This window comes from Psychrobium sp. MM17-31, from assembly GCF_022347785.1.
GTDB lineage: Bacteria > Pseudomonadota > Gammaproteobacteria > Enterobacterales > Psychrobiaceae > Psychrobium.
This window is the reverse complement of record NZ_JAKRGA010000002.1, coordinates 389149-408296: the sequence shown is the minus strand read 5'-3', so window position 1 is coordinate 408296 and position 19148 is coordinate 389149. Positions and strand designations below refer to the sequence as shown.

Sequence of the window (19148 nt, the reverse complement as noted above, 5' to 3'; positions counted from 1 at the left end):
ACGACATTCTGAATTTAATTTGATATAAAGTATACAATTTTATTCATCGAGTTAAGTTATGAAAGTCACTCCTTTGTTATTTCTTGGGGCTGCCGCATTGGTTGGTTTCCAGAGCCAGTCAATTGCTAGCGAAACAAATAAGCGTCAGCCGTGGGAAGATCACCGCGTATTTGGCATTAACAAATTACCGCCACGAGCCACTAGCTTTGGTTTTGCCAATGAGATGGCGGCCTTAACCTTATCAAAAGAGCAATCGGCGAACTTTATGCTGCTTAATGGTCAATGGCCGTTCCATTGGCGTAAATCACCTGCTGATGCGCCCAAAGGCTTCTTCAAACCTGATTATGATGCCAGTGACTGGTCGTCAATTAAGGTACCTGCCAATTGGGAAGTTTCTGGCTTTGGTTATCCGATTTATCTCGATGAACGTTTTCCATTTACCACTAAATGGCCCGACGCCCCAAAAGATTACAACCCTATTGGTAGTTATCGAAAGCACTTTGAGCTGCCAAAAAGCTGGCGTGATAAGCAAGTTTTCTTGCATGTTGGCGCCGCCAAATCTTCGTTAGATGTTTGGTTAAATGGGGAGAAAGTTGGTTTTAGTCAGGGGGCTAAGACGCCGGCCGAGTTTGATATTACCGATTATGTTCAAGCGGGCGATAATCTGTTGGCATTTCAACTTCGCCGCTGGACTGACGCGAGCTATTTAGAAAGTCAGGATATGCTGCGTATCTCTGGCATTGAGCGGGATGTGTATTTGTACGCAACGCCTAAACAGCGTATCTATGATATTGAAGTACAAACCGACCTTAATGACGATTTTAGCGCTGCTGAACTCTCAGTGGCGGTGAAGGTGAATAATTATAGCCAAGTTAACAAGCGAGACCTCAAGGTTGAATTTTCACTACTCGATCCTAGAGACCAGCTCACCGAAGTGGCTTCATCACAAGGTAAAGTGACTGTTAGTAAAGGCCAACAAGCGCAAGTGGCGCTTAGCAAGAAGGTAACATCGCCAGCCTTGTGGAATGCCGAGCAGCCAAACCTATATACGTTGTTAGTGACGCTAAAAGATAGTCAGAAGAAAGTGATAGAAACTCATCGTCACGAGATTGGTTTTCGGGAAGTCACCATCGAAAATGCACAGCTAAAGGTTAACGGCAAGGCAATTACTATTCGCGGTGTCGATAGACATGAAACATCGCCGCAAACAGGGCATGTCGTTTCTAAAGAGTCGATGGAACAAGATATTAAGCTAATGAAACAGCTTAATATTAACGCGGTGCGCTCGAGTCATTACCCAAATAATCCTTATTGGTATGAGCTAACTGATAAATACGGTATGTATGTGATTGATGAGGCCAATATTGAGTCTCATCCATTGGCGATAAATTCGAAGACGCAAATAGGCAATGAGTTATCGTGGATCCCAGCGCATTTAGATCGCACTAAGCGGATGGTTGAGCGGGATAAGAATCATCCGTCAATTATCATCTGGTCGCTTGGTAATGAAGCTGGCGAGGGTAAGGTATTTGAAGCCACCTATCAGTGGATCAAAGAGCGCGATCCTTCACGCCCTGTGCAGTATGAACCTGCGGGCGAAGAGCATTACACCGATATTTTCGCACCTATGTATCCGTCAATTCAGCGCCTTGAGAAATACGCCAAATCTAATCCACATCGACCAGGCATTATGATTGAATACGCGCACGCGATGGGTAATTCGGTGGGTAATTTGAAAGATTATTGGCAAGTAATCGATAAATATCCTGTATTACAAGGTGGCTTTATTTGGGATTGGGTGGATCAATCACTGGAATACACCGACGAAAATGGCGTTAAATTCTGGGCCTATGGTAAGGATTTTCATCCGACGTTACCAACCGATGGCAATTTCTTAAACAACGGTTTAGTTAACCCAGATCGCCAGCCACATCCTCATGCCTATGAAGTGAAAAAGGTTTATCAGCCAGTGCGCTTTAAAGCTGTGGATTTAGCACGCGGTAAGGTGAGTATCGAGAATCGTTATAACTTTAAGCAGTTAGACGAATTGGCTCTTGATTGGGTTATTGAAGCTGATGGTGATGTTGTCTACTCAGGCCGAATAGCGATGCCAAAAATCTCAGCACAAAGCGCTAAAACATTAACGCTTGAGCTGCCTAAACTGCCTAAGCGTGATAGTAAAGAGTATTTCTTAACCCTTAGCGCGGTAACCAAACAAGCGCAATTACGGAACAATACACAAGTGTTAGCTATTGGTCATGAGGTTGCGGTTGAGCAGTTTAAGTTGCCAGTTGCCTTGAAAACAGCACCGCTAAATGTAGTGAAACAGCCTGTTACTAAGCGCACTAAAGGTGATGTTATTGAAATTGCCAGTGGCGATACTCGCTATCAATTTAGTCAACAAACGGGTTGGTTAGAGCAAGTTATTGTTAATAAGACATCGCTACTTAGCCAGCCGTTAAAACCTAATTTTTGGCGTGCGCCAACTGATAATGATCTCGGTAATAAAATGAATCGCTGGGCCAGTGTGTGGCAGAGAATGGCTGATTCGCTATCTGTAAGTAATCTAACAGTTAATGAGGAGCAGCAGGGTATTGAACTATCCGTTGCTTATCAAAGTAAGTTATTACCAGGTACTTATAACGTCAGTTATTTAGTGTCAGAAACTGGTGCGCTTGACGTTACAAGCTCACTTTCTCTTGATAGCGAACATAAATTATCATCACTGCCGCGCTTCGGAATGCAGTTGGTTACCACGCAAGGCATGGATAATGTTAAGTGGTTTGGCCGTGGTCCACATGAGACCTACAGTGATCGCAAAACCGGCGCGCGCGTCGATTATTTTGCGGGGCAGGTCAAAGATCAAATTCACCACTATGCCCGTCCGCAAGAAAATGCCAATAAAACCGACGTTCGCTGGATGGCTGTGCACAATAATGACGGCATCGGGTTATTGGCAATCGGCAAACAGCCGTTAAGCACTAGTGTGTGGCCTTATTATCAAAGTGACATTGATTTCAACGATGGTGATGGCGCACAATCAGCATCTGGTTTAGTGCCGGTAACCACTAAACACGGCGCTCATGTGCCGATGCGCGATATTACGACTTTTAATATCGATATGCGTCAAATGGGGGTGGGCGGTGATACGTCGTGGGGACGCATGGTGCACAAGCAGTATCAAATTGCACCAACCTCAATGAGCTATCAGTTTACGCTAGTGCCATTGCAAACTGTTGAAAAATTAAAACAGCGAGCGCGAATGAAATGATAATTCCTATGAAATCGTGGAAATAAAACTCCACTATTTCAGGAGGTTGTTGTTTAGTAATCAATCTGTAGTTATAGTATTTAAACAAATAACTCATTTTGCTGAAATTATTTTTTGCCTATCAGGTCTTTTAAGATAAGTTGAGCATATGTCGGTTACTTGAATATGCTGTACTAAATTAAACAACACACGAGGAAGAAATTATGTCTAACAAAGTATTAGTTACAGGTGCAGTTGCTGCTGCAATCTCTTTAGCTGCAGTAACATCAGTTGATGTTGAAGCAAAAGGTAAAAAACTAGAAAAATGTTACGGTATTGCCAAAGCTGGTAAAAACGATTGTCACGCGGGTCCTGGTACATCTTGTGCTGGTTCATCAACTAAAGATGGTCAAAAAAATGCTTGGATGTTTGTTCCTAAAGGCACTTGTGAAAAAATCGTAGGCGGTAGCTTAAAGCCTAAGAAATAGTCGCATTACTAAATGTTTAACTATTCAAATCAACCAATTCCAGCACGTGCTGGAGTTGGTTTAAAACCCCAGCATATCGAACAAATCCTCAGTCAGCCAACCAAGGTCGCTTGGTTTGAAATCCACGCAGAAAATTACATGGGAAAAGGCGGTAGCTTTCATCGTCATTTAGAGCGTATTCGTCAAGAGTTCCCGTTGTCTATTCACGGAGTTGGTCTGTCGTTGGGGAGTAGCGATGGATTGTGCTTACAGCAGCTATCTGAGCTAAAGCAGTTGGTAGAGCGCTATCAACCAGCGATGGTGTCAGAACATTTGTCTTGGTCACGACATGGTGCTCATAGTCTCAATGATTTATTACCTATGCCGTACACCAAAGAGACCCTGCAAGTATTCGTTAATAATATAAGTCAAACTCAGGAAGTGTTAGGTCGCGAAATCCTCGTTGAAAATCCATCGAGCTATTTTGAGCTTAATTATAACGAGTTTTCGGAGCAGGAATTTTTAATCGAAGTCGCTAAACAGTCGGGCTGCAAAATTTTACTGGATGTGAATAATGTTTACGTTAGTGCGATGAACCACGGTTTTGACGCTATGGGGTATATCGATGCAATAGCGCCTGAGCAAGTTGGTGAGATTCATTTAGCGGGCCATAGTGTACAAAAGTTGCTTGATAGTGAAATTCGTATTGATGATCACGGCTCTAAGGTTTGTGACGATGTATGGCAATTGTATCAGCACACATTGAACAGAGTGGGGGCTATGCCTACGCTGATCGAATGGGATCACGATGTTCCAACGTGGCAAACGCTGGAAGCGCAAGCCAATATCGCTAATGACTATTTAGGGCAGGTATCTTGAGATGACGGCACCTAATTTGAAATCTTATCAAGCATTAATGGAGCACAGTCTCTTAACCGCGATGCTGGACGATGATTGTCATGAGCTGATGGCGCTGTTTGCCACTAAAGGTGAGGTTACTACATCTAAGGACGAAGCTGAGCTTAGACTCGCTATTTATCGCAATAATGTGATGCACTCGCTTACGACCGCACTTGGCGATTTGTATCCTGTTATCAAAAAATTAATTGGCGATGATTGCTTTAAGGCAGCTGCCACAGAATTTGTTCGTTTACACCCGCCAAAGCACGCTGCATTATTACACTATGGTGAGGAATTTAGTGAGTTCATTAGCACCTTTCCACCTTGTGTAGATTTACCATTCTTAGCAGATGTTGCGCGTTTGGAGTTTGTGCAAAATCAAGCCTATCACCAAGCTGATAGTGAGGTATTCGATCCTCAAATATTGGGACAGGTTCCTGCCGAGCAATTGGCCAATGTTAGCTTTAGTGTCGTAGATTCGCTGTACTTGCTTGATTCAGTGTGGCCAATTGACGAAATTTGGCAGCAAAATCAACAGCAAGAGCAGCAAACAATAGATTTAGATAATGCTGTAGCGGCAAACCTCATCGTTTACCGCGAAGATTTAGCCGTGCAAATGGTTAACTTAGATAGAAATTGTTATGTGTTGCTTAGCCAATTGATTAGCGGAAAAGCGATTGGCGTTGCGTGGCAAGAAACGGTGAATTCGGCTCAAGAAGCAGGAAGGGATATCGATGATAGTGAACTTGGCGGCATGCTCGGTTACTTATTTAGTTTAAACGTATTTAGTGGTTTCCAGTTAGGTACAGAGGAGTGAAGTGATGAAGAATTTTTTTGAATCGATAAATCAGTTGTTGAGTAAAATTCCTGATGACGTTATCGCATTGGTGGCACGCATTGCTGTTGGTATGGTGTTTTGGCGCAGTGCACAAACGAAAATAGATGGCGGCACTATCTTGGGGCAAAAATGGCAGTTTTTTAATGTGTCAGATTCTGCTTATGCATTGTTTGAATATGAATACGAGTTACCGATAATTCCTAGTGATATTGCTGCGCCTTTAGCAACTTATGGTGAGTTCTTTTTAGGGGGAGCCATTATTCTGGGTATTTTGACTAGATTGAGCGCACTTGGTTTGTTAGTGATGACTGCGGTGATTCAGTTTTTAGTTTATCCAGATGCTTGGCCTACACACATCTTGTGGCTAGTGCCATTGCTTTATTTAATTAAACACGGCGGCGGTAAAATTTCGGTTGATAGTTTAATTAAGTAATTTACGTTCAGAGATTCTTATCTAAAAAGAAACGCCCGCGAACACCATGGTGCTAGCGGGCGTTTTAGTTTGATTCGCATTATTTACGAAATTAGTTTGCGTCGAAATGCTAGGGCAAATCCAGCCATTAGCATTATGATGCCTGCACCGCCGCTTTGCTTATCATCAGACGCTTTATCTGCCGATTTTTCGTGGCCTTGAGCCTTGCCAAAATCCAGTGAAATAACGACTGGATCGTGATCTGATGAGCGATAAACATCGGCAAGCTTTTTCATATCACCGGTATATCGAGTGCCATATTCAAATAATGTTGACTCTGGTGAGTTAATATTCCATTCGGTGACATCAACAATGTGAGACTTTAATGATGGTGACGCGAGAATATAATCTAGCGTACCTACAACATTTGAGAAGCTATAGCCGAATGCATTCGGATGGAGTTCACGTACCGTATTAATGTACCCAAATGATTGGTCGATAACTGCGCCATCATCGCCGTGTAACTGCTGACCTTGCGACGAATTACCGCCAATGTACGTATTGCGAGCTGCTCGAATGACGTAATCTTGTGGTAAGTGCTGGCGATTTGTTAGCACCGATAATGGATCTTCTAGGGCATAGGCATTGAGATCGCCAATAATTAGTTTATGGCCATCGATTTTTGCCAGTGTTTTTCCTAGGTGGTAAGCACCTGATACGCGAAAATGCTCACAGCTACCTTGCTGATCAACATCTTTCGAGTCTTGCAGCGCTACATCTTCCCAACAGGTCGAGCCTTTCGATTTAAAGTGATTAACGGATACGGTAAGACTTTCACCACTTTCGGTTAACTTAAAGGTTGGTGTCACTGCATTACGCATGAAGTTCTTACCATTTTCTTTACCAATTTCAGGCGCATCTTGCTGTGGCATGTCGATAACTTGGAAATTAGCGACAGACATTTTACTCGGGCGATAAATAACCTGTGAGGTAATAGCGCCAGTACCATTGTATTTTTGGCCATTAGATGCAAACTGATAATGTTTTTCTAGCGGCAGGTTTTTATTGATGTGATTAAGTAAATCCTGCAACGCTGAATTGGTTTGAGTGCCATTGTTCTCAATTTCCATTAAACCGATGATATCGGCATCTAGCGCAAGGATCGCCTTAACGATTTTCGCTCGCTGCATTTCAAATTCTGCTTGAGTCTTGGCACCGCGATTTTGCGATAGGGGGTTGGCATCACCACCAAATGGAGAATTAAAGTAATTGAGTACGTTAAAGGTAGCGACCTTAATATCACCGTCTTTTAAACTTGGCGCCGAGGTACGTGGATTGTGATGAGTGAAGGTTTCTTTGTTTGCTGTAGTTTCCACAAACAAGCGATAGTTGCCGTGTGAATAACCTACGATACCCGCCATGCTATTAACGCTATCGCCAATGCGAATGTAATCGTAATCTGCTCCGTTAGTGCTTTGCCCAAAGCTTGGATACCAAGCGATAGTGCCAGCAGGAGCCTTGTTGAATGACTCGACAATCAACTCGTTATCGCGAATTTGTCGAACTTGGTTGTTAGAGGCTTGTGAGCTAGGAGCTGCCTGTTGATTGGGCTGCATGTTGATTGACTGATATGACAGAGCGAGGTTATTGCGACGTACCTTGCGATCAAAACCATAGTTACGACTGACAAATAGCTTGTTACTGTCATCAATACTCACTCGCATACCTTCGTAACGCTCTAGCGCATCACTCAGGTGTTTGTCTTTGGGATTTAACAGTACCGGAGTAGCGTTAATCATTGTGATTGATGTGTCGCTAATTTTAACGTCTTTGCCAGATAACTGAGTAAAACTGTAATGCTCTTTGACTTTTCCTGTCACAGTTACCGTTTGACCGACTTTGAGAGCTAGTTTTGCGAGCTGCTCTTTTGACGCGCTAACAAAAAGCGCATCTGAGGTGTAAGGATTATTATCGCCTTTTGCATCTTGAATATAAAAACCCGTGGCGATGTCTCGACCCAGTGGGCGCTGCTGAATGTGGGTGATTACACCGGTAGTTGTAATCTCACTTTTTGATTCATATTGTTTGTTATCAACATTGACCAATGGGGAATGAGCGCCTGCGCCCTGTATTTCCATAATGGTTTTTGTAGTCGTCGCGTGAGCGACTTGAGTCGCAGCCCCAGTTGCTAACAGCAGAGATACAAGTATCGGGTTAAATTTCATGAGTCATCCAAAACCTTGTTATTAGAGTGGGCTTAGCCTAACACAATTATTTTTAATTTAAGTGAATGTAAATATTATCAATTTAAAATTGTGACTTTAATCGCCGCTCTTAAAGTAAATCCCTTGACTATACTTTGAAACACGCAAATTGCAGGGAGCAATGAAATGAAGCGATCAGTTAGCGGGTTTACTATTGTCGAGCTCATGATAGCAATGGCTATTGTTATAATCGTCCTCCATCTAGGTGCCTCGTCTTTAAAGGAAATGACACTACGTAATCATATGACCACTCATGTTAATGAATTTGTTGCAGTGCAAAGAATGGCAAGGCAATATGCGTTGTATAACAAAACAGATGTCATTATGTGCGCGTCAACAGATGGCCAAAAGTGTATGGCAAAAAAGTATTGGCATGAGGGAGTGCTAGTGTTTGTCGACCACAATGGTGATCGAAAACGAGATCCTGACGATAAAGTTATTAAGTTCTTTCAAGCACGAGCGAAAAATTTACAAGTGACATGGCGTGCTTTTCCAAATAGGAGCTACTTGCAATATGTGGCTAGTGGCTGGACCAATAATCAGAATGGTACTTTTCGCTTTTGTTTTGCCAATGAACCACAACATTACAATCGAGCTCTCATTATTACTAAGATAGGGCGTGCTCGATTATCTACCGATAGCGACGGAGATGGATTTCATGAAGATAGAGAAGGTAAGCTAATCTCTTGTGCTTAAGGGATTAGCTCACCATCGATTTTTTAATTTAAATTCGAGCGGCTAACTCGGCGCCTTGCCTAATGGCGCGTTTGGCATCTAACTCTCCGGCGAAATCAGCGCCACCAATTAAGTGTACTGAAATATTTGCATCCTGCAGACCTTGGGCAAGTTGGTTTTGAGACTCTTGGCCAGTACAAATAACAATGTTATCCACCTCTAGGGTTTGTGGTTTACCATCAATTGAAATATGCAGACCTTGATCATCAATCTTTTCATAGCTCACACCGCCAATCATTTCTACGGTGCGTTTTTTTAATGCGGCACGATGGATCCAACCAGTTGTCGGTTGTAATGATTTACCAAAACGTTCGTCTTTACGCTGCAGCATATAAATATGACGAGCAGACTCCGGTTGAACTTGCTGCACGCCTTCAATACCGCCAGGATGAGATATCTCTTGATCGATACCCCATTCCTTAAGCCATAAATCGAGATTAACGGTGTGTGATTCACCACTTTCAGTTAAGAACTCACTAATATCATAGCCAATGCCACCTGCACCTAGTACGGCTACTTTATTACCTATGGTTGCTTCTCCACTGAGTACTTGTTGATAGTTGTAAACACTTGGATGATCTATTCCGTCGATCGCTGGAATACGTGGTACAACACCCGTTGCGAGAATAACGTCATCAAAATCTGCAGCTTTTAATTGCTCAACAGTTTGTGCCGAATTGAGATGCACAGTGATGTTCTGACGGCTTAGTTCACTAGTAAAATACTTGAGTGATTCAATAAATTCTTCTTTGCCAGGAACATTTTTAGCGAGATTAAACTGACCGCCCAATTGATCTTTTGCTTCGAACAGAGTGACTTCATGGCCGCGCTGTTTGGCATAGATGGCAAATGACATACCCGCCATACCACCGCCAATCACCGCCAGTTTTTTCTTCTGTGCTGCGGTTTCAAAGTTAAGTTCTGTTTCATAACAGGCACGTGGATTAACTAAACAAGAGGCGCGTTTTTGCTTAAAGACATGATCTAAACACGCTTGATTACAGGCAATACAGATATTAATGCTATCGCTTTGATCCGCCGCCGCTTTATTTACAAAGTCGGCATCTGCCAGCATCGGTCTTGCCATCGATACCATATCCGCGTCGCCGCGACTCAGGATGTCTTCTGCGACTTCTGGAGTGTTAATTCGGTTGGTGGTAATTAGTGGAATGCTAACTTCTTTTTTCATTTTCGCCGTCACCCAGCTAAATGCTGCGCGAGGAACCGAGGTTGCAATAGTTGGAATACGGGCTTCGTGCCAGCCGATACCTGTATTAATGATAGTCACACCAGCTTGCTCCAGCGCTTTAGCGAGCTCTACAACTTCGTCCCACGTGCTACCTTGCTCAACAAGATCGAGCATCGATAGTCTGAAGATAATAATAAAGTCAGTGCCGACTTTCTTACGTGATGCTTTGACTATTTCTAATGCCAGTCGCATCCGGTTTTCATAATTACCGCCCCATTGATCTTGGCGCTGATTAGTGCGCTGACATAAGAACTGATTGATCAAATAGCCTTCTGAGCCCATGATTTCAACACCGTCGTAACCGGCCTTTTGGGCAAGTTCACAGGTCGATGCGAAGTCTTTAATGGTCTTTTTAATTTGGCGCTCGCTCATTTGACGAGGCTTAAATGGATTGATTGGCGCTTTGATAGCCGAAGCACTGATATTAAAAGGATGATAAGCGTAGCGGCCGGTATGCAGAATTTGCAAACAGATCTTGCCGCCTTCTTTATGGACCGCATCGGTCACTTTTTTGTGCTTTTTAGTTTGCCAGCCGAAACTTAATTGCGAGCCGTGCGGAGCGATGCGGCCACGGAAATTTGGCGCTATACCGCCTGTTACTATTAAGCCGACACCGCCGCGCGCACGCTCGGCGTAGAATACGGCGAGTTTATCAAAACCGTTTCTCTCTTCTTCGAGACCTGTATGCATTGAGCCCATAAGTACACGGTTTTTAAGGGTAGTAAAACCTAAATCCAATGGCGCTAGCATGTGTGGATAAGGCGAATTTGGCAAAGGTGTTGCTGAGGTTGTAGTGCTCGACATATTGGCTCCGAAGGTGCAATTCGATGTTGCTATTTTTATTGTTGTTAGAGCTGCTTTTAGCAGCTTTATAAGTTAACGAATCAAACGCTAGTTTGAACTTTACGCTAAGTCTAATTAGATTACAACTTAAGCAATTTTAATCGTTGTGCAAAGGGGGAGATTATACGAAACCAAATTGCTGTTTTAAGATATCGTGAGTAAAAGGAATTTTGAGATAAAAACCGCGGGGCAGGGTTTTAATTAGTTCACCATTAGGACCTGTGGCATCGGTCAGCGCTTTAGAGTTAGCCGCTTTTGGTCTCAATTGCAAAACTTCGCCAGTTTTTCCGGTAATCTTGTCAATTTGTCCCATCGCAATCATTTCCATGATCTCTTCCCAATCTTGTTGCAATAAATGATTTTGCTGTGGTGATGGTTGCCATAAGAACGGTGTGCCAATTTGGCGCTCGCCAATGGCTAGTTCCTTTTCAGATAATATTGGCACCCAAAGTACCTTACTTAGCTTATTGGCGATGTTGCTCTGTTGCCATTGTAGACCAGCGATTCCGAGTAGCGGAGTTACGCAAACAAAGGTCGTTTCAAGTGGCTTTCCTGTGCGGTCGATAGGAATGGTTTTTAGCTCTATGCCCAGCTCGGGAAAATCCTGTATCGGTTTAGAGCCAGCATTAGCGCCTAGGGCAATCTCCAATAGGTTGCCGATCCAGCCTTTATTTCTAAGCAATGATTGTGGTACTTGGATATTGTTATCGCTAGCAACCTGCGCCAAGGTTAGTCCTGACAGCGCCTGTGCGGCATCAAGTAAATCGCTTTCGGAGATAGGTGGCTGTGACATAGTTAGGAAGCTTATTAATGAGGAGGTATTAGTTTACGATGGATAAGGCGTTAGCTGCAATCTCTTTGCCTTGACTCATTCTTTAATACTAGTGATTGTTTTTTGCTCAGTATTTTGTTGTTAAATAGTGACGATTTTAGCTAATGCTTATTTTACAGTAAGTTAATCGTATTTAGAGGTAGTTTTTCGCGCAGTTTTTTACGCATTGTGCGATTAAAATTAACATATAAGACTCTCATGCACAAAGTTATGCACAGATTTGTTGGATAAGTTAGTTTGATATTTGATGTGCTGTTCATAACTTACATAAAAATTAAAATTTAGTAATATTTAGGCAAATTTTACTCAATTTTAATCCCATTTTTGTGGGTAACTTTAAATTGTATGAATAACGAACAGTGCTTTTAGCATTTTATTAGCCGTTAATCTGAATAAATTTAGGTAGTGAGTTATTTGTTATCTTTCCTGTGAATTAGTTAGTTAACTTTATGTTTTAAAATTTATTTTTGTTTTGGGTGTAAAAGTGGTTAACTCTGCTAATAGCATTAGGTGCTACTGTTTTTGTGGATATAATGACATTTATTTCATTTTTCACACTGCTTTATCCACAGAAAAAGTTAATAACCTTGTTGGATCATAATATTCGAGGTTTTGTAATAAAGATCAACTGTGCGATCTTTACGCGATCTAAATGGCTGTTATATCTATTTATTCCATATTCTGATATAAGGTCTCTACTCGATAAAAATCGCCTATTTTGAGGTTACTTCATGATTGACGCTGACGGCTACCGACCTAATGTCGGCATAATTATATGCAATGGACATGGGCAAGTAATGTGGGCAAAACGGCATCGTCAACACTCTTGGCAATTTCCTCAAGGTGGCATTGATAAAGGTGAGTCTCCTGAAGAAGCTATGTATCGAGAGCTTTATGAAGAGGTTGGACTTAAACCGAAAGATGTCAAGATTCTCGGTTCAACGCGTTCGTGGTTACATTATAAATTGCCTAATCGCATGATTAGACACGACAGTAAACCTGTGTGTATTGGTCAGAAACAGCGCTGGTTTTTACTCAAGCTGGTTAGCTCAGAAGATGCGATCGATTTTGGGCGTACTAACCATCCAGAATTTGATGACTGGCGCTGGGTAAGTTATTGGTATCCAGTTAGACAGGTGATTTCTTTCAAACGCGATGTTTACCGACGAGCAATGAAAGAGTTAGTCGGCCACTGTATGCCAATTCCTAAAAAAGAGCACGCAAATCGTCATTAACGCTTTTTTCACTGATCACTAATTGAGTTAAAACGCTTTGGATATCTCACTACAAATTTTCTTGATGTGTTTAGCACTGGGCGCTGTAGTGGGTTTCTTGGCTGGATTGCTCGGTATTGGTGGCGGTTTGGTTATTGTCCCCGCACTTATTTTAATGCTTCCCTTAACTGGTATTGCACCTGATGCGCTAATGCCCGTTGTGCTGGCAACATCCTTGGCTGCAATTGTTTTAACGGCCATTTCTACCTTATTAACTCACTATCGAAAGCGCAATATTCCCCGTTTTTTCTTACCACAAATGCTAATTGGCGTTGGCACAGGTGGCTTAGCTGGTGGATATTTTGCAGATCTCATCCCCAGTGATTATTTACAAATTCTGTTCGCTGTTTTTGCAATGTTGATGGCAGTGCAAATGTGGCATGGTTCGAAGAAAATTGAAGGCGAATATATTGAACGTCCAGAGTATTCATCGGTCACATTGACGGTTGTATGCTTCATCATTGGTGTAATTGCCAGTTTATTGGGTATTGGTGGTGGTGTATTATTGGTACCGTTTTTAACATCGGTCGTTAAACTCGATATGCGACGCTCCATTGGTGCTTCTGCTGCGGTGGGATTCGCGGTTGCTGCAATGGGCTCAATTGGTTATTTAGGCGCGGGATTAAACTCGTCAATTGCCTTGCCGACGTGGAGCCTTGGCTATATCTATCTTCCAGCGTTATTGGGGATTATTTGTTTGTCGATGTTTACTGCGCCACTGGGCGTTAGCGTGGCGCAGCGATTACCGGTGAAGGTGTTAAAACGGTGTTTTTCAGTGTTGCTCTTTATAGTTGCAGCAGAAATTATTTTTAGTTAAAGGTAGCTTTGTGCAAGAGTTTATTCAGTTTCCGCAAATAGATCCTGTTATTTTCAGTATTGGTCCAATTGCGCTTCGTTGGTACGGATTAATGTATCTGTTGGGCTTTGCAGGGGCAATTTGGCTTGGTAATAAACAGGCAGACAAACCTAATTCTGGTTGGACACGCGATCAAGTTAGTGATCTTCTATTTTACGGCTTTTTAGGGGTAATTCTCGGCGGTCGTATCGGTTATGTTTTGTTTTATCATTTTGATTTATTCCTCGCCGATCCTATTTATTTATTTAAGGTCTGGGAAGGCGGTATGTCATTCCATGGCGGCCTCATTGGTGTAATAACTGCACTGTTTTACTTTGCGCGTCGTGAAAAGAAACATCTATTGCAAATAGGTGATTTTGTTGCCCCGCTAGTTCCCTTGGGATTAGGGTTTGGTCGTATCGGTAACTTTATTAATGGCGAGTTATGGGGACGAGTCACTGATGTGCCTTGGGCAATGGTATTTCCGGGCGGTGGCCCACTGGCAAGACATCCTTCTCAGTTATATCAAGCGGCACTAGAAGGTTTCTGTTTGTTCTTAGTGTTATTTTTACTTTCTCGTAAGCCTCGTCCACTTGGCTTAATAAGTGGTGCGTTCTTGTTTGGTTATGGTGTATGTCGCTTTATTATTGAGTTCTTTAGAGCACCGGATAAGCATTTAGAATCATTGGTAACAGAATACAGTTTAAGCATGGGACAAATGTTAACTATCCCAATGCTCATTATTGGCGCGTGGTTAATTTATCGCGCATTACAAAATAAATCGTCGTTAAAGGAAGCCGCTTAATCATGAAAGAGTATTTGGATTTAATGCAACACATTGTCGATAACGGCAATGACAAATCAGATCGCACTGGCACGGGTACGCGCAGTGTGTTTGGTTATCAAATGCGTTTTGATTTAAGCAAAGGCTTTCCATTAGTGACCACTAAGAAATGTCATTTACGCTCTATTATTCACGAGTTGCTGTGGTTCTTAAATGGCGATACTAATATCGGCTATTTGACCGATAACGGCGTTCGAATTTGGGATGAGTGGGCTGACGAGAATGGCGATCTTGGTCCTGTTTATGGTAAGCAATGGCGCAGCTGGCCAAAAGGCGATGGCGAATTTGTCGATCAAATTACTGATTTGGTTGAACTGTTGAAAAACGATCCTGATTCTCGCCGCATGATTGTGTGTGCATGGAATGTTGGTGAGCTAGGTGAAATGGCATTGTCCCCTTGTCATTGTTTGTTCCAATTTTACGTTGCTAACGGCAAACTTTCTTGTCAGCTTTATCAGCGCAGTTGTGATGTGTTCTTAGGGCTGCCATTTAACATTGCTAGCTACGCCATGTTAACGCATATGCTGGCGCAACAAGTTGGACTCGACGTCGGTGAGTTTGTGTGGACTGGTGGTGATACCCACCTATACAGCAACCATATGGAGCAGGTAGCTTTACAGCTCAGTCGTGAACCACGTCCAATGCCAACACTTACCATTATGCGTAAACCTGATTCTATCTTTGATTACAAATTTGAAGATTTTGAAATCAGTGATTATGATCCACACCCACACATTAGCGCGCCTGTTGCAGTTTAGCTACACAACTAGTTTTAGGAATTAAAGAAATGAGTAACGAAAAACCAACGCTAGATAAACCTCGTTTACGCTGGGCCTGTCGCCGCGGTATGTTGGAATTAGACGTACTATTTAGTCCTTTTGTCGAAGAAGCATGGGATGATTTGAATGATGTCGATAAAGCGACGTTCGAGCGTTTGTTGCGTTGTGACGATCCCGATTTATTTGCGTGGGCGATGGGCCATCAAAAGAGTGATGACCCTGCTCTGCAAGCGATGATGACTTATATCGTTAATCGCGTAAAAGTGTAACCAGAAATACAGCAAAAGGGCAGTTAGTTGAAATTAACTGCCCTTTTGCTATTGGTGCTCCGAATTACTATTTCGACTCGATTAAAAACTTCTCAAATTCTCGTTCAAGCGCTTTGATACTAGCCACATTAAAACGCGAAGCCAGTGATTGTTCTATGGTTTTGCCATCGATGAAATCATCGACAATCATCCCTAGTGATTTTATGCCAAATTTAGCGACTAAAAACTGCTTAAAATAGGCGGACTGAGTATAGTAATTTAGTTTATCTTGCTCGTTGTCCTCTAGTGTTAACACCATGGTGTGATTTTCTGATTTTACCTCCTGTGCTTGTTTTTGAGCTTGCAGCATTGTTTTAATTTGCGCGTAAACCGGGTGCTCCATGGTTAGATAGTTCTTCATATCAATGCTTTCAAACTTACTATCTTTGAGTCTTGAGCCTTTTAATTCACTGTTTTCGCACATGACAGCGACGGTTTCATCGAGCCAGTCAGGGAGTTGTGGGTGACCATATGACGGCATGCCATCAGCGTTTGGAATGCTCTTTAGCCCCTTGGAATTAGCGTAACTAATTAGCCACTGATGGCAGCTTTCGTGACGTATCACCCCGTCAATTACTGATGCTTCGCTGACTTTTTTTGAACGAACCGCGTTGATGGGTAGAACTAATGGATAGTTAAAAGCGCTAGTATCGACTCTCGCAACATCAGCAGGCTTATCCACCAATACAATATCAATGGCTTGAGGTAAGCCAACGACAGATTCAAATAACTGAGCTGCTTGCTCAAGGGAAGCCCCCCATGTTGGACTTTGATTCGCTGTTGTATTCCAAAGAGTAAAGGTTTTTGCTTGATGTACTTTAGTTAAAGTCAGTTTGGGAAGGTTTTGTTGCGCTTGCATTGCAGCAAGTTGCTTTTTAACTTGTTCGTTTAAAGCGGCATTGGTTTGAGATGCTAGAGAATTTTTCGCTAATAGTGCTGTTCCAAACAATGTAAAACTCAGCGCGATAATTTTCGAGCTTTTAAATGTTGATAGTAGTGAATAACTCGTCATTTATTATTTCCTTGATGGTGTTGTTAATCAGGCGGAGGTATTCAGAGAAGATGCCAATCTTAAGTGATTGATTTATTGAACTATGCTGGTTTTGACATTCCTTATATCAGGATATTGTGTCGGTTGAGTTCCCCAAATCAGGATTCTTGGCTCATTGAGAAACTCTCCTATACTCATAGGGTGAATTATTTTAAGTAAGAGTTCGACATTAAGATGAAATCGAAATACTCCGTCGAAGTGACAGCCTCTAGAATGAGGGTGGTTTCAGCAGTCTCTGCTTTTGCTGTGCTTCATGGCTTGATGTTTTATTTCAGCCTGAGTTGGTTCTCATCTATTTGGTTAGGCATCATCGTATGGGGCGGAGGTTTTATTGCTGCTTGTGCACTATTGTGGTTTGAGAAAGAAGCGCATTACCTACTGACAATTAGTCAATCGGGAGATGTCCATTACCGCGGTAACTTGATCTTCGATGCTAGGGTTTTACCCACTAGCGTTGAGTCCCATTTATTGGTTTGTTTAAAGCTTGAAGAAACAGAAGAAGCACAACATATTCAACTGCTTATTTGGCGAGATGCTGTGACCAATCAACAGTATCGACGTCTGCGCCGAATCATACGGCACAGACAACGTTGTGTTAGCGAGGACCTAATACCGTAGGGCCACTATTCTTACTCGCCTGAGGATAATCAAGGTTATAGTGAAGCCCCACACTTTCTTTGCGAGCAATAGCGCAATCGATAATAAGCTGCGCAACCTGCACTAAATTTCGTAGCTCAAGCAGATTATTTGAGACTCTAAAGTTAGAATAGTACTCGTCGATTTCTGTTTGCAATAGCTCAACGCGGCGCTTAGCTCGGGCTAATCGCTTGTTAGTACGCACAATTCCCACATAGTCCCACATAAATAAACGCAGTTCATGCCAGTTGTGTTGAATGACAACTTCTTCATCTGAATTGGTGACCTTAGACTCATCCCACGGAGCAATTGGTGTGTGGCTATGTGGTGCTTTGAAGTCCGCCTGAATATGGTCAGCTGCAGTTTTGGCAAAGACTAAACATTCCAGAAGTGAATTACTCGCCATGCGATTTGCGCCGTGTAACCCTGTGTAAGCTACTTCGCCGATGGCATAAAGGCCTTCGATATCTGTTGCACCGTGTTTATCGGTTTTGACGCCGCCACAGGTATAGTGCGCCGCTGGCACTACTGGCATCGGCTCTTTAGTAATATCGATACCCAAGGACAAACAGTGTTGATAAATCGTAGGGAAATGCGAGGTAATAAACTCGTCATTCTTGTGGCTAATATCCAGATAGAGACAGTCGACACCTAAACGCTTCATTTCATAGTCAATGGCTCTAGCTACAACATCGCGCGGTGCAAGTTCACCACGTGCGTCAAAGTCATCCATAAAACGGCTGCCATCAGGCCGTTTTAAATAAGCGCCTTCACCGCGTAATGCTTCAGATAAGAGAAAGTTATTCGATTGAGGATGAAATAGACTCGTTGGGTGAAATTGATTAAATTCCAAATTAGCTACGCGACAACCTGCGCGCCAAGCCATGGCTATACCGTCACCACTGGCAACATCAGGGTTACTCGTATATTGATAAACCTTGCTAGCTCCGCCAGTTGCTAACGCGATATGCTGTGCGTGAATTGTTTCCACTTGTTCGCGATCGCGACACCAAACATAGGCGCCAATAACACGTTTCGTTTCATCTTTAGAAGCAGTGACGAGATCAACGGCATTATAACGTTCTAACACGGTAATATTGGGATGGGCCAATACTTGAGATTGTAAAGTGGTTTGTACTTCTTTACCCGTCGCATCGGCGGCGTGCAAGATACGACGATGACTGTGACCACCTTCTTTAGTCAGGTGATAGCGTTGTTCGCCTTTACTCGATAGTTCTTGATCGAAATCTGCGCCGCAATCAATTAACCACTCTAGAGATGCTTTGGCATTTTGCGCTGTCATTTCAACAACACTTTTATCACACAAATTCGCGCCTGCGATTAAAGTATCTGAAACATGAGATTCAATGCTGTCTTTTTTATCAAAGACTGCTGCTATACCGCCTTGGGCGTAGAAAGTCGAACCATCGTTGATATTGGCTTTGCTCAAAACGATAACTTTTGAAAATTGAGCAACTTGCAGCGCCAGCGTTAGGCCAGCAGCGCCACTACCAATAATTAATGTGTCACAGAAATGTTCAATCGCGTCTGTCATGATGTTGTATGGAAATTTGAAGTTGGCCAATATTAGCTAACAAACGTTGAATTAACTAGTAAAAAACTCGTCCAAT

At 42.6% G+C, this 19148-nt stretch carries 17 protein-coding genes; 12 read left to right on the top strand and 5 right to left on the bottom strand.

The features are described from left to right. The first annotated feature begins 58 nt into the window (after positions 1 to 58). From MHM98_RS06360 to MHM98_RS06340, 5 genes are all read left to right on the top strand, one after another. Complete coding sequence (locus MHM98_RS06360) at positions 59 to 3271, top strand: glycoside hydrolase family 2 TIM barrel-domain containing protein (RefSeq protein ID WP_239438428.1); 3213 nt, start codon at positions 59 to 61, stop codon at positions 3269 to 3271. Between the two features lie 203 nt (positions 3272 to 3474). Beyond that, positions 3475 to 3738: a DUF2282 domain-containing protein gene (locus MHM98_RS06355; RefSeq protein WP_239438427.1), complete on the top strand. Its 264-nt coding sequence runs from the start codon at positions 3475 to 3477 to the stop codon at positions 3736 to 3738. A 12-nt stretch (positions 3739 to 3750) separates the two neighbouring features. Then, positions 3751 to 4596 (top strand): DUF692 domain-containing protein, encoded by an 846-nt coding sequence (locus tag MHM98_RS06350; RefSeq protein WP_239438426.1) that lies wholly within the window; start codon positions 3751 to 3753, stop codon positions 4594 to 4596. A 1-nt stretch (position 4597) separates the two neighbouring features. Further along, complete coding sequence (locus tag MHM98_RS06345; protein WP_239438425.1) at positions 4598 to 5434, top strand: DNA-binding domain-containing protein; 837 nt, start codon at positions 4598 to 4600, stop codon at positions 5432 to 5434. A 4-nt stretch (positions 5435 to 5438) separates the two neighbouring features. Continuing rightward, positions 5439 to 5888 (top strand): DoxX family protein, encoded by a 450-nt coding sequence (locus MHM98_RS06340; RefSeq protein WP_239438424.1) that lies wholly within the window; start codon positions 5439 to 5441, stop codon positions 5886 to 5888. An 83-nt stretch (positions 5889 to 5971) separates the two neighbouring features. Here the strand turns inward: MHM98_RS06340 and MHM98_RS06335 are convergent, their stop codons facing one another. Beyond that, entirely contained in the window at positions 5972 to 8092 is a 2121-nt protein-coding gene (locus MHM98_RS06335; protein WP_239438423.1) for an ExeM/NucH family extracellular endonuclease, read from the bottom strand. Positions 8093 to 8257: 165 nt separating this feature from the next. On the opposite strand from MHM98_RS06335, the gene MHM98_RS06330 reads away from it, so the two are divergent. Then, positions 8258 to 8827: a GspH/FimT family pseudopilin gene (locus tag MHM98_RS06330; protein ID WP_239438422.1), complete on the top strand. Its 570-nt coding sequence runs from the start codon at positions 8258 to 8260 to the stop codon at positions 8825 to 8827. Positions 8828 to 8855: 28 nt separating this feature from the next. Here the strand turns inward: MHM98_RS06330 and MHM98_RS06325 are convergent, their stop codons facing one another. Next, entirely contained in the window at positions 8856 to 10919 is a 2064-nt protein-coding gene (locus MHM98_RS06325; RefSeq protein ID WP_239438421.1) for an NADPH-dependent 2,4-dienoyl-CoA reductase, read from the bottom strand. A 160-nt stretch (positions 10920 to 11079) separates the two neighbouring features. Then, positions 11080 to 11751, bottom strand: coding sequence for a DNA mismatch repair endonuclease MutH (mutH, locus tag MHM98_RS06320; protein ID WP_239438420.1), 672 nt, complete (start codon positions 11749 to 11751; stop codon positions 11080 to 11082). Positions 11752 to 12521: 770 nt separating this feature from the next. On the opposite strand from mutH, the gene rppH reads away from it, so the two are divergent. The 5 genes from rppH to MHM98_RS06295 are packed head-to-tail and all read left to right on the top strand — an operon-like array spanning position 12522 to position 15791. Further along, positions 12522 to 13025, top strand: a complete 504-nt coding sequence (gene rppH, locus MHM98_RS06315; RefSeq protein ID WP_239438419.1) for an RNA pyrophosphohydrolase — start codon at positions 12522 to 12524, stop codon at positions 13023 to 13025. Between the two features lie 37 nt (positions 13026 to 13062). Further along, positions 13063 to 13881 (top strand): sulfite exporter TauE/SafE family protein, encoded by an 819-nt coding sequence (locus tag MHM98_RS06310; RefSeq protein WP_239438418.1) that lies wholly within the window; start codon positions 13063 to 13065, stop codon positions 13879 to 13881. A 10-nt stretch (positions 13882 to 13891) separates the two neighbouring features. Next, complete coding sequence (gene lgt, locus MHM98_RS06305) at positions 13892 to 14704, top strand: prolipoprotein diacylglyceryl transferase (RefSeq protein WP_239438417.1); 813 nt, start codon at positions 13892 to 13894, stop codon at positions 14702 to 14704. Positions 14705 to 14706: 2 nt separating this feature from the next. After that, entirely contained in the window at positions 14707 to 15501 is a 795-nt protein-coding gene (thyA, locus tag MHM98_RS06300; protein WP_239438416.1) for a thymidylate synthase, read from the top strand. Between the two features lie 29 nt (positions 15502 to 15530). Further along, a complete protein-coding gene (locus MHM98_RS06295; protein WP_239438415.1) occupies positions 15531 to 15791 on the top strand; it encodes a succinate dehydrogenase assembly factor 2 in 261 nt (86 codons plus the stop codon). Between the two features lie 67 nt (positions 15792 to 15858). Here MHM98_RS06295 and MHM98_RS06290 read toward each other — a convergent pair whose 3' ends face one another. Further along, positions 15859 to 16842 carry a hypothetical protein gene (locus MHM98_RS06290; protein WP_239438414.1) on the bottom strand — a complete coding sequence of 328 codons (984 nt, stop codon included), beginning with the start codon at positions 16840 to 16842 and terminating at the stop codon, positions 15859 to 15861. Positions 16843 to 17055: 213 nt separating this feature from the next. Between MHM98_RS06290 and MHM98_RS06285 the strand changes: the two genes are divergently transcribed. Continuing rightward, complete coding sequence (locus MHM98_RS06285) at positions 17056 to 17499, top strand: protein YgfX (protein ID WP_239438413.1); 444 nt, start codon at positions 17056 to 17058, stop codon at positions 17497 to 17499. Here MHM98_RS06285 and nadB read toward each other — a convergent pair. Continuing rightward, positions 17477 to 19072: an L-aspartate oxidase gene (gene nadB / locus MHM98_RS06280; protein WP_239438412.1), complete on the bottom strand. Its 1596-nt coding sequence runs from the start codon at positions 19070 to 19072 to the stop codon at positions 17477 to 17479. The genes MHM98_RS06285 and nadB overlap by 23 nt on opposite strands. Positions 19073 to 19148: the final 76 nt, after the last annotated feature.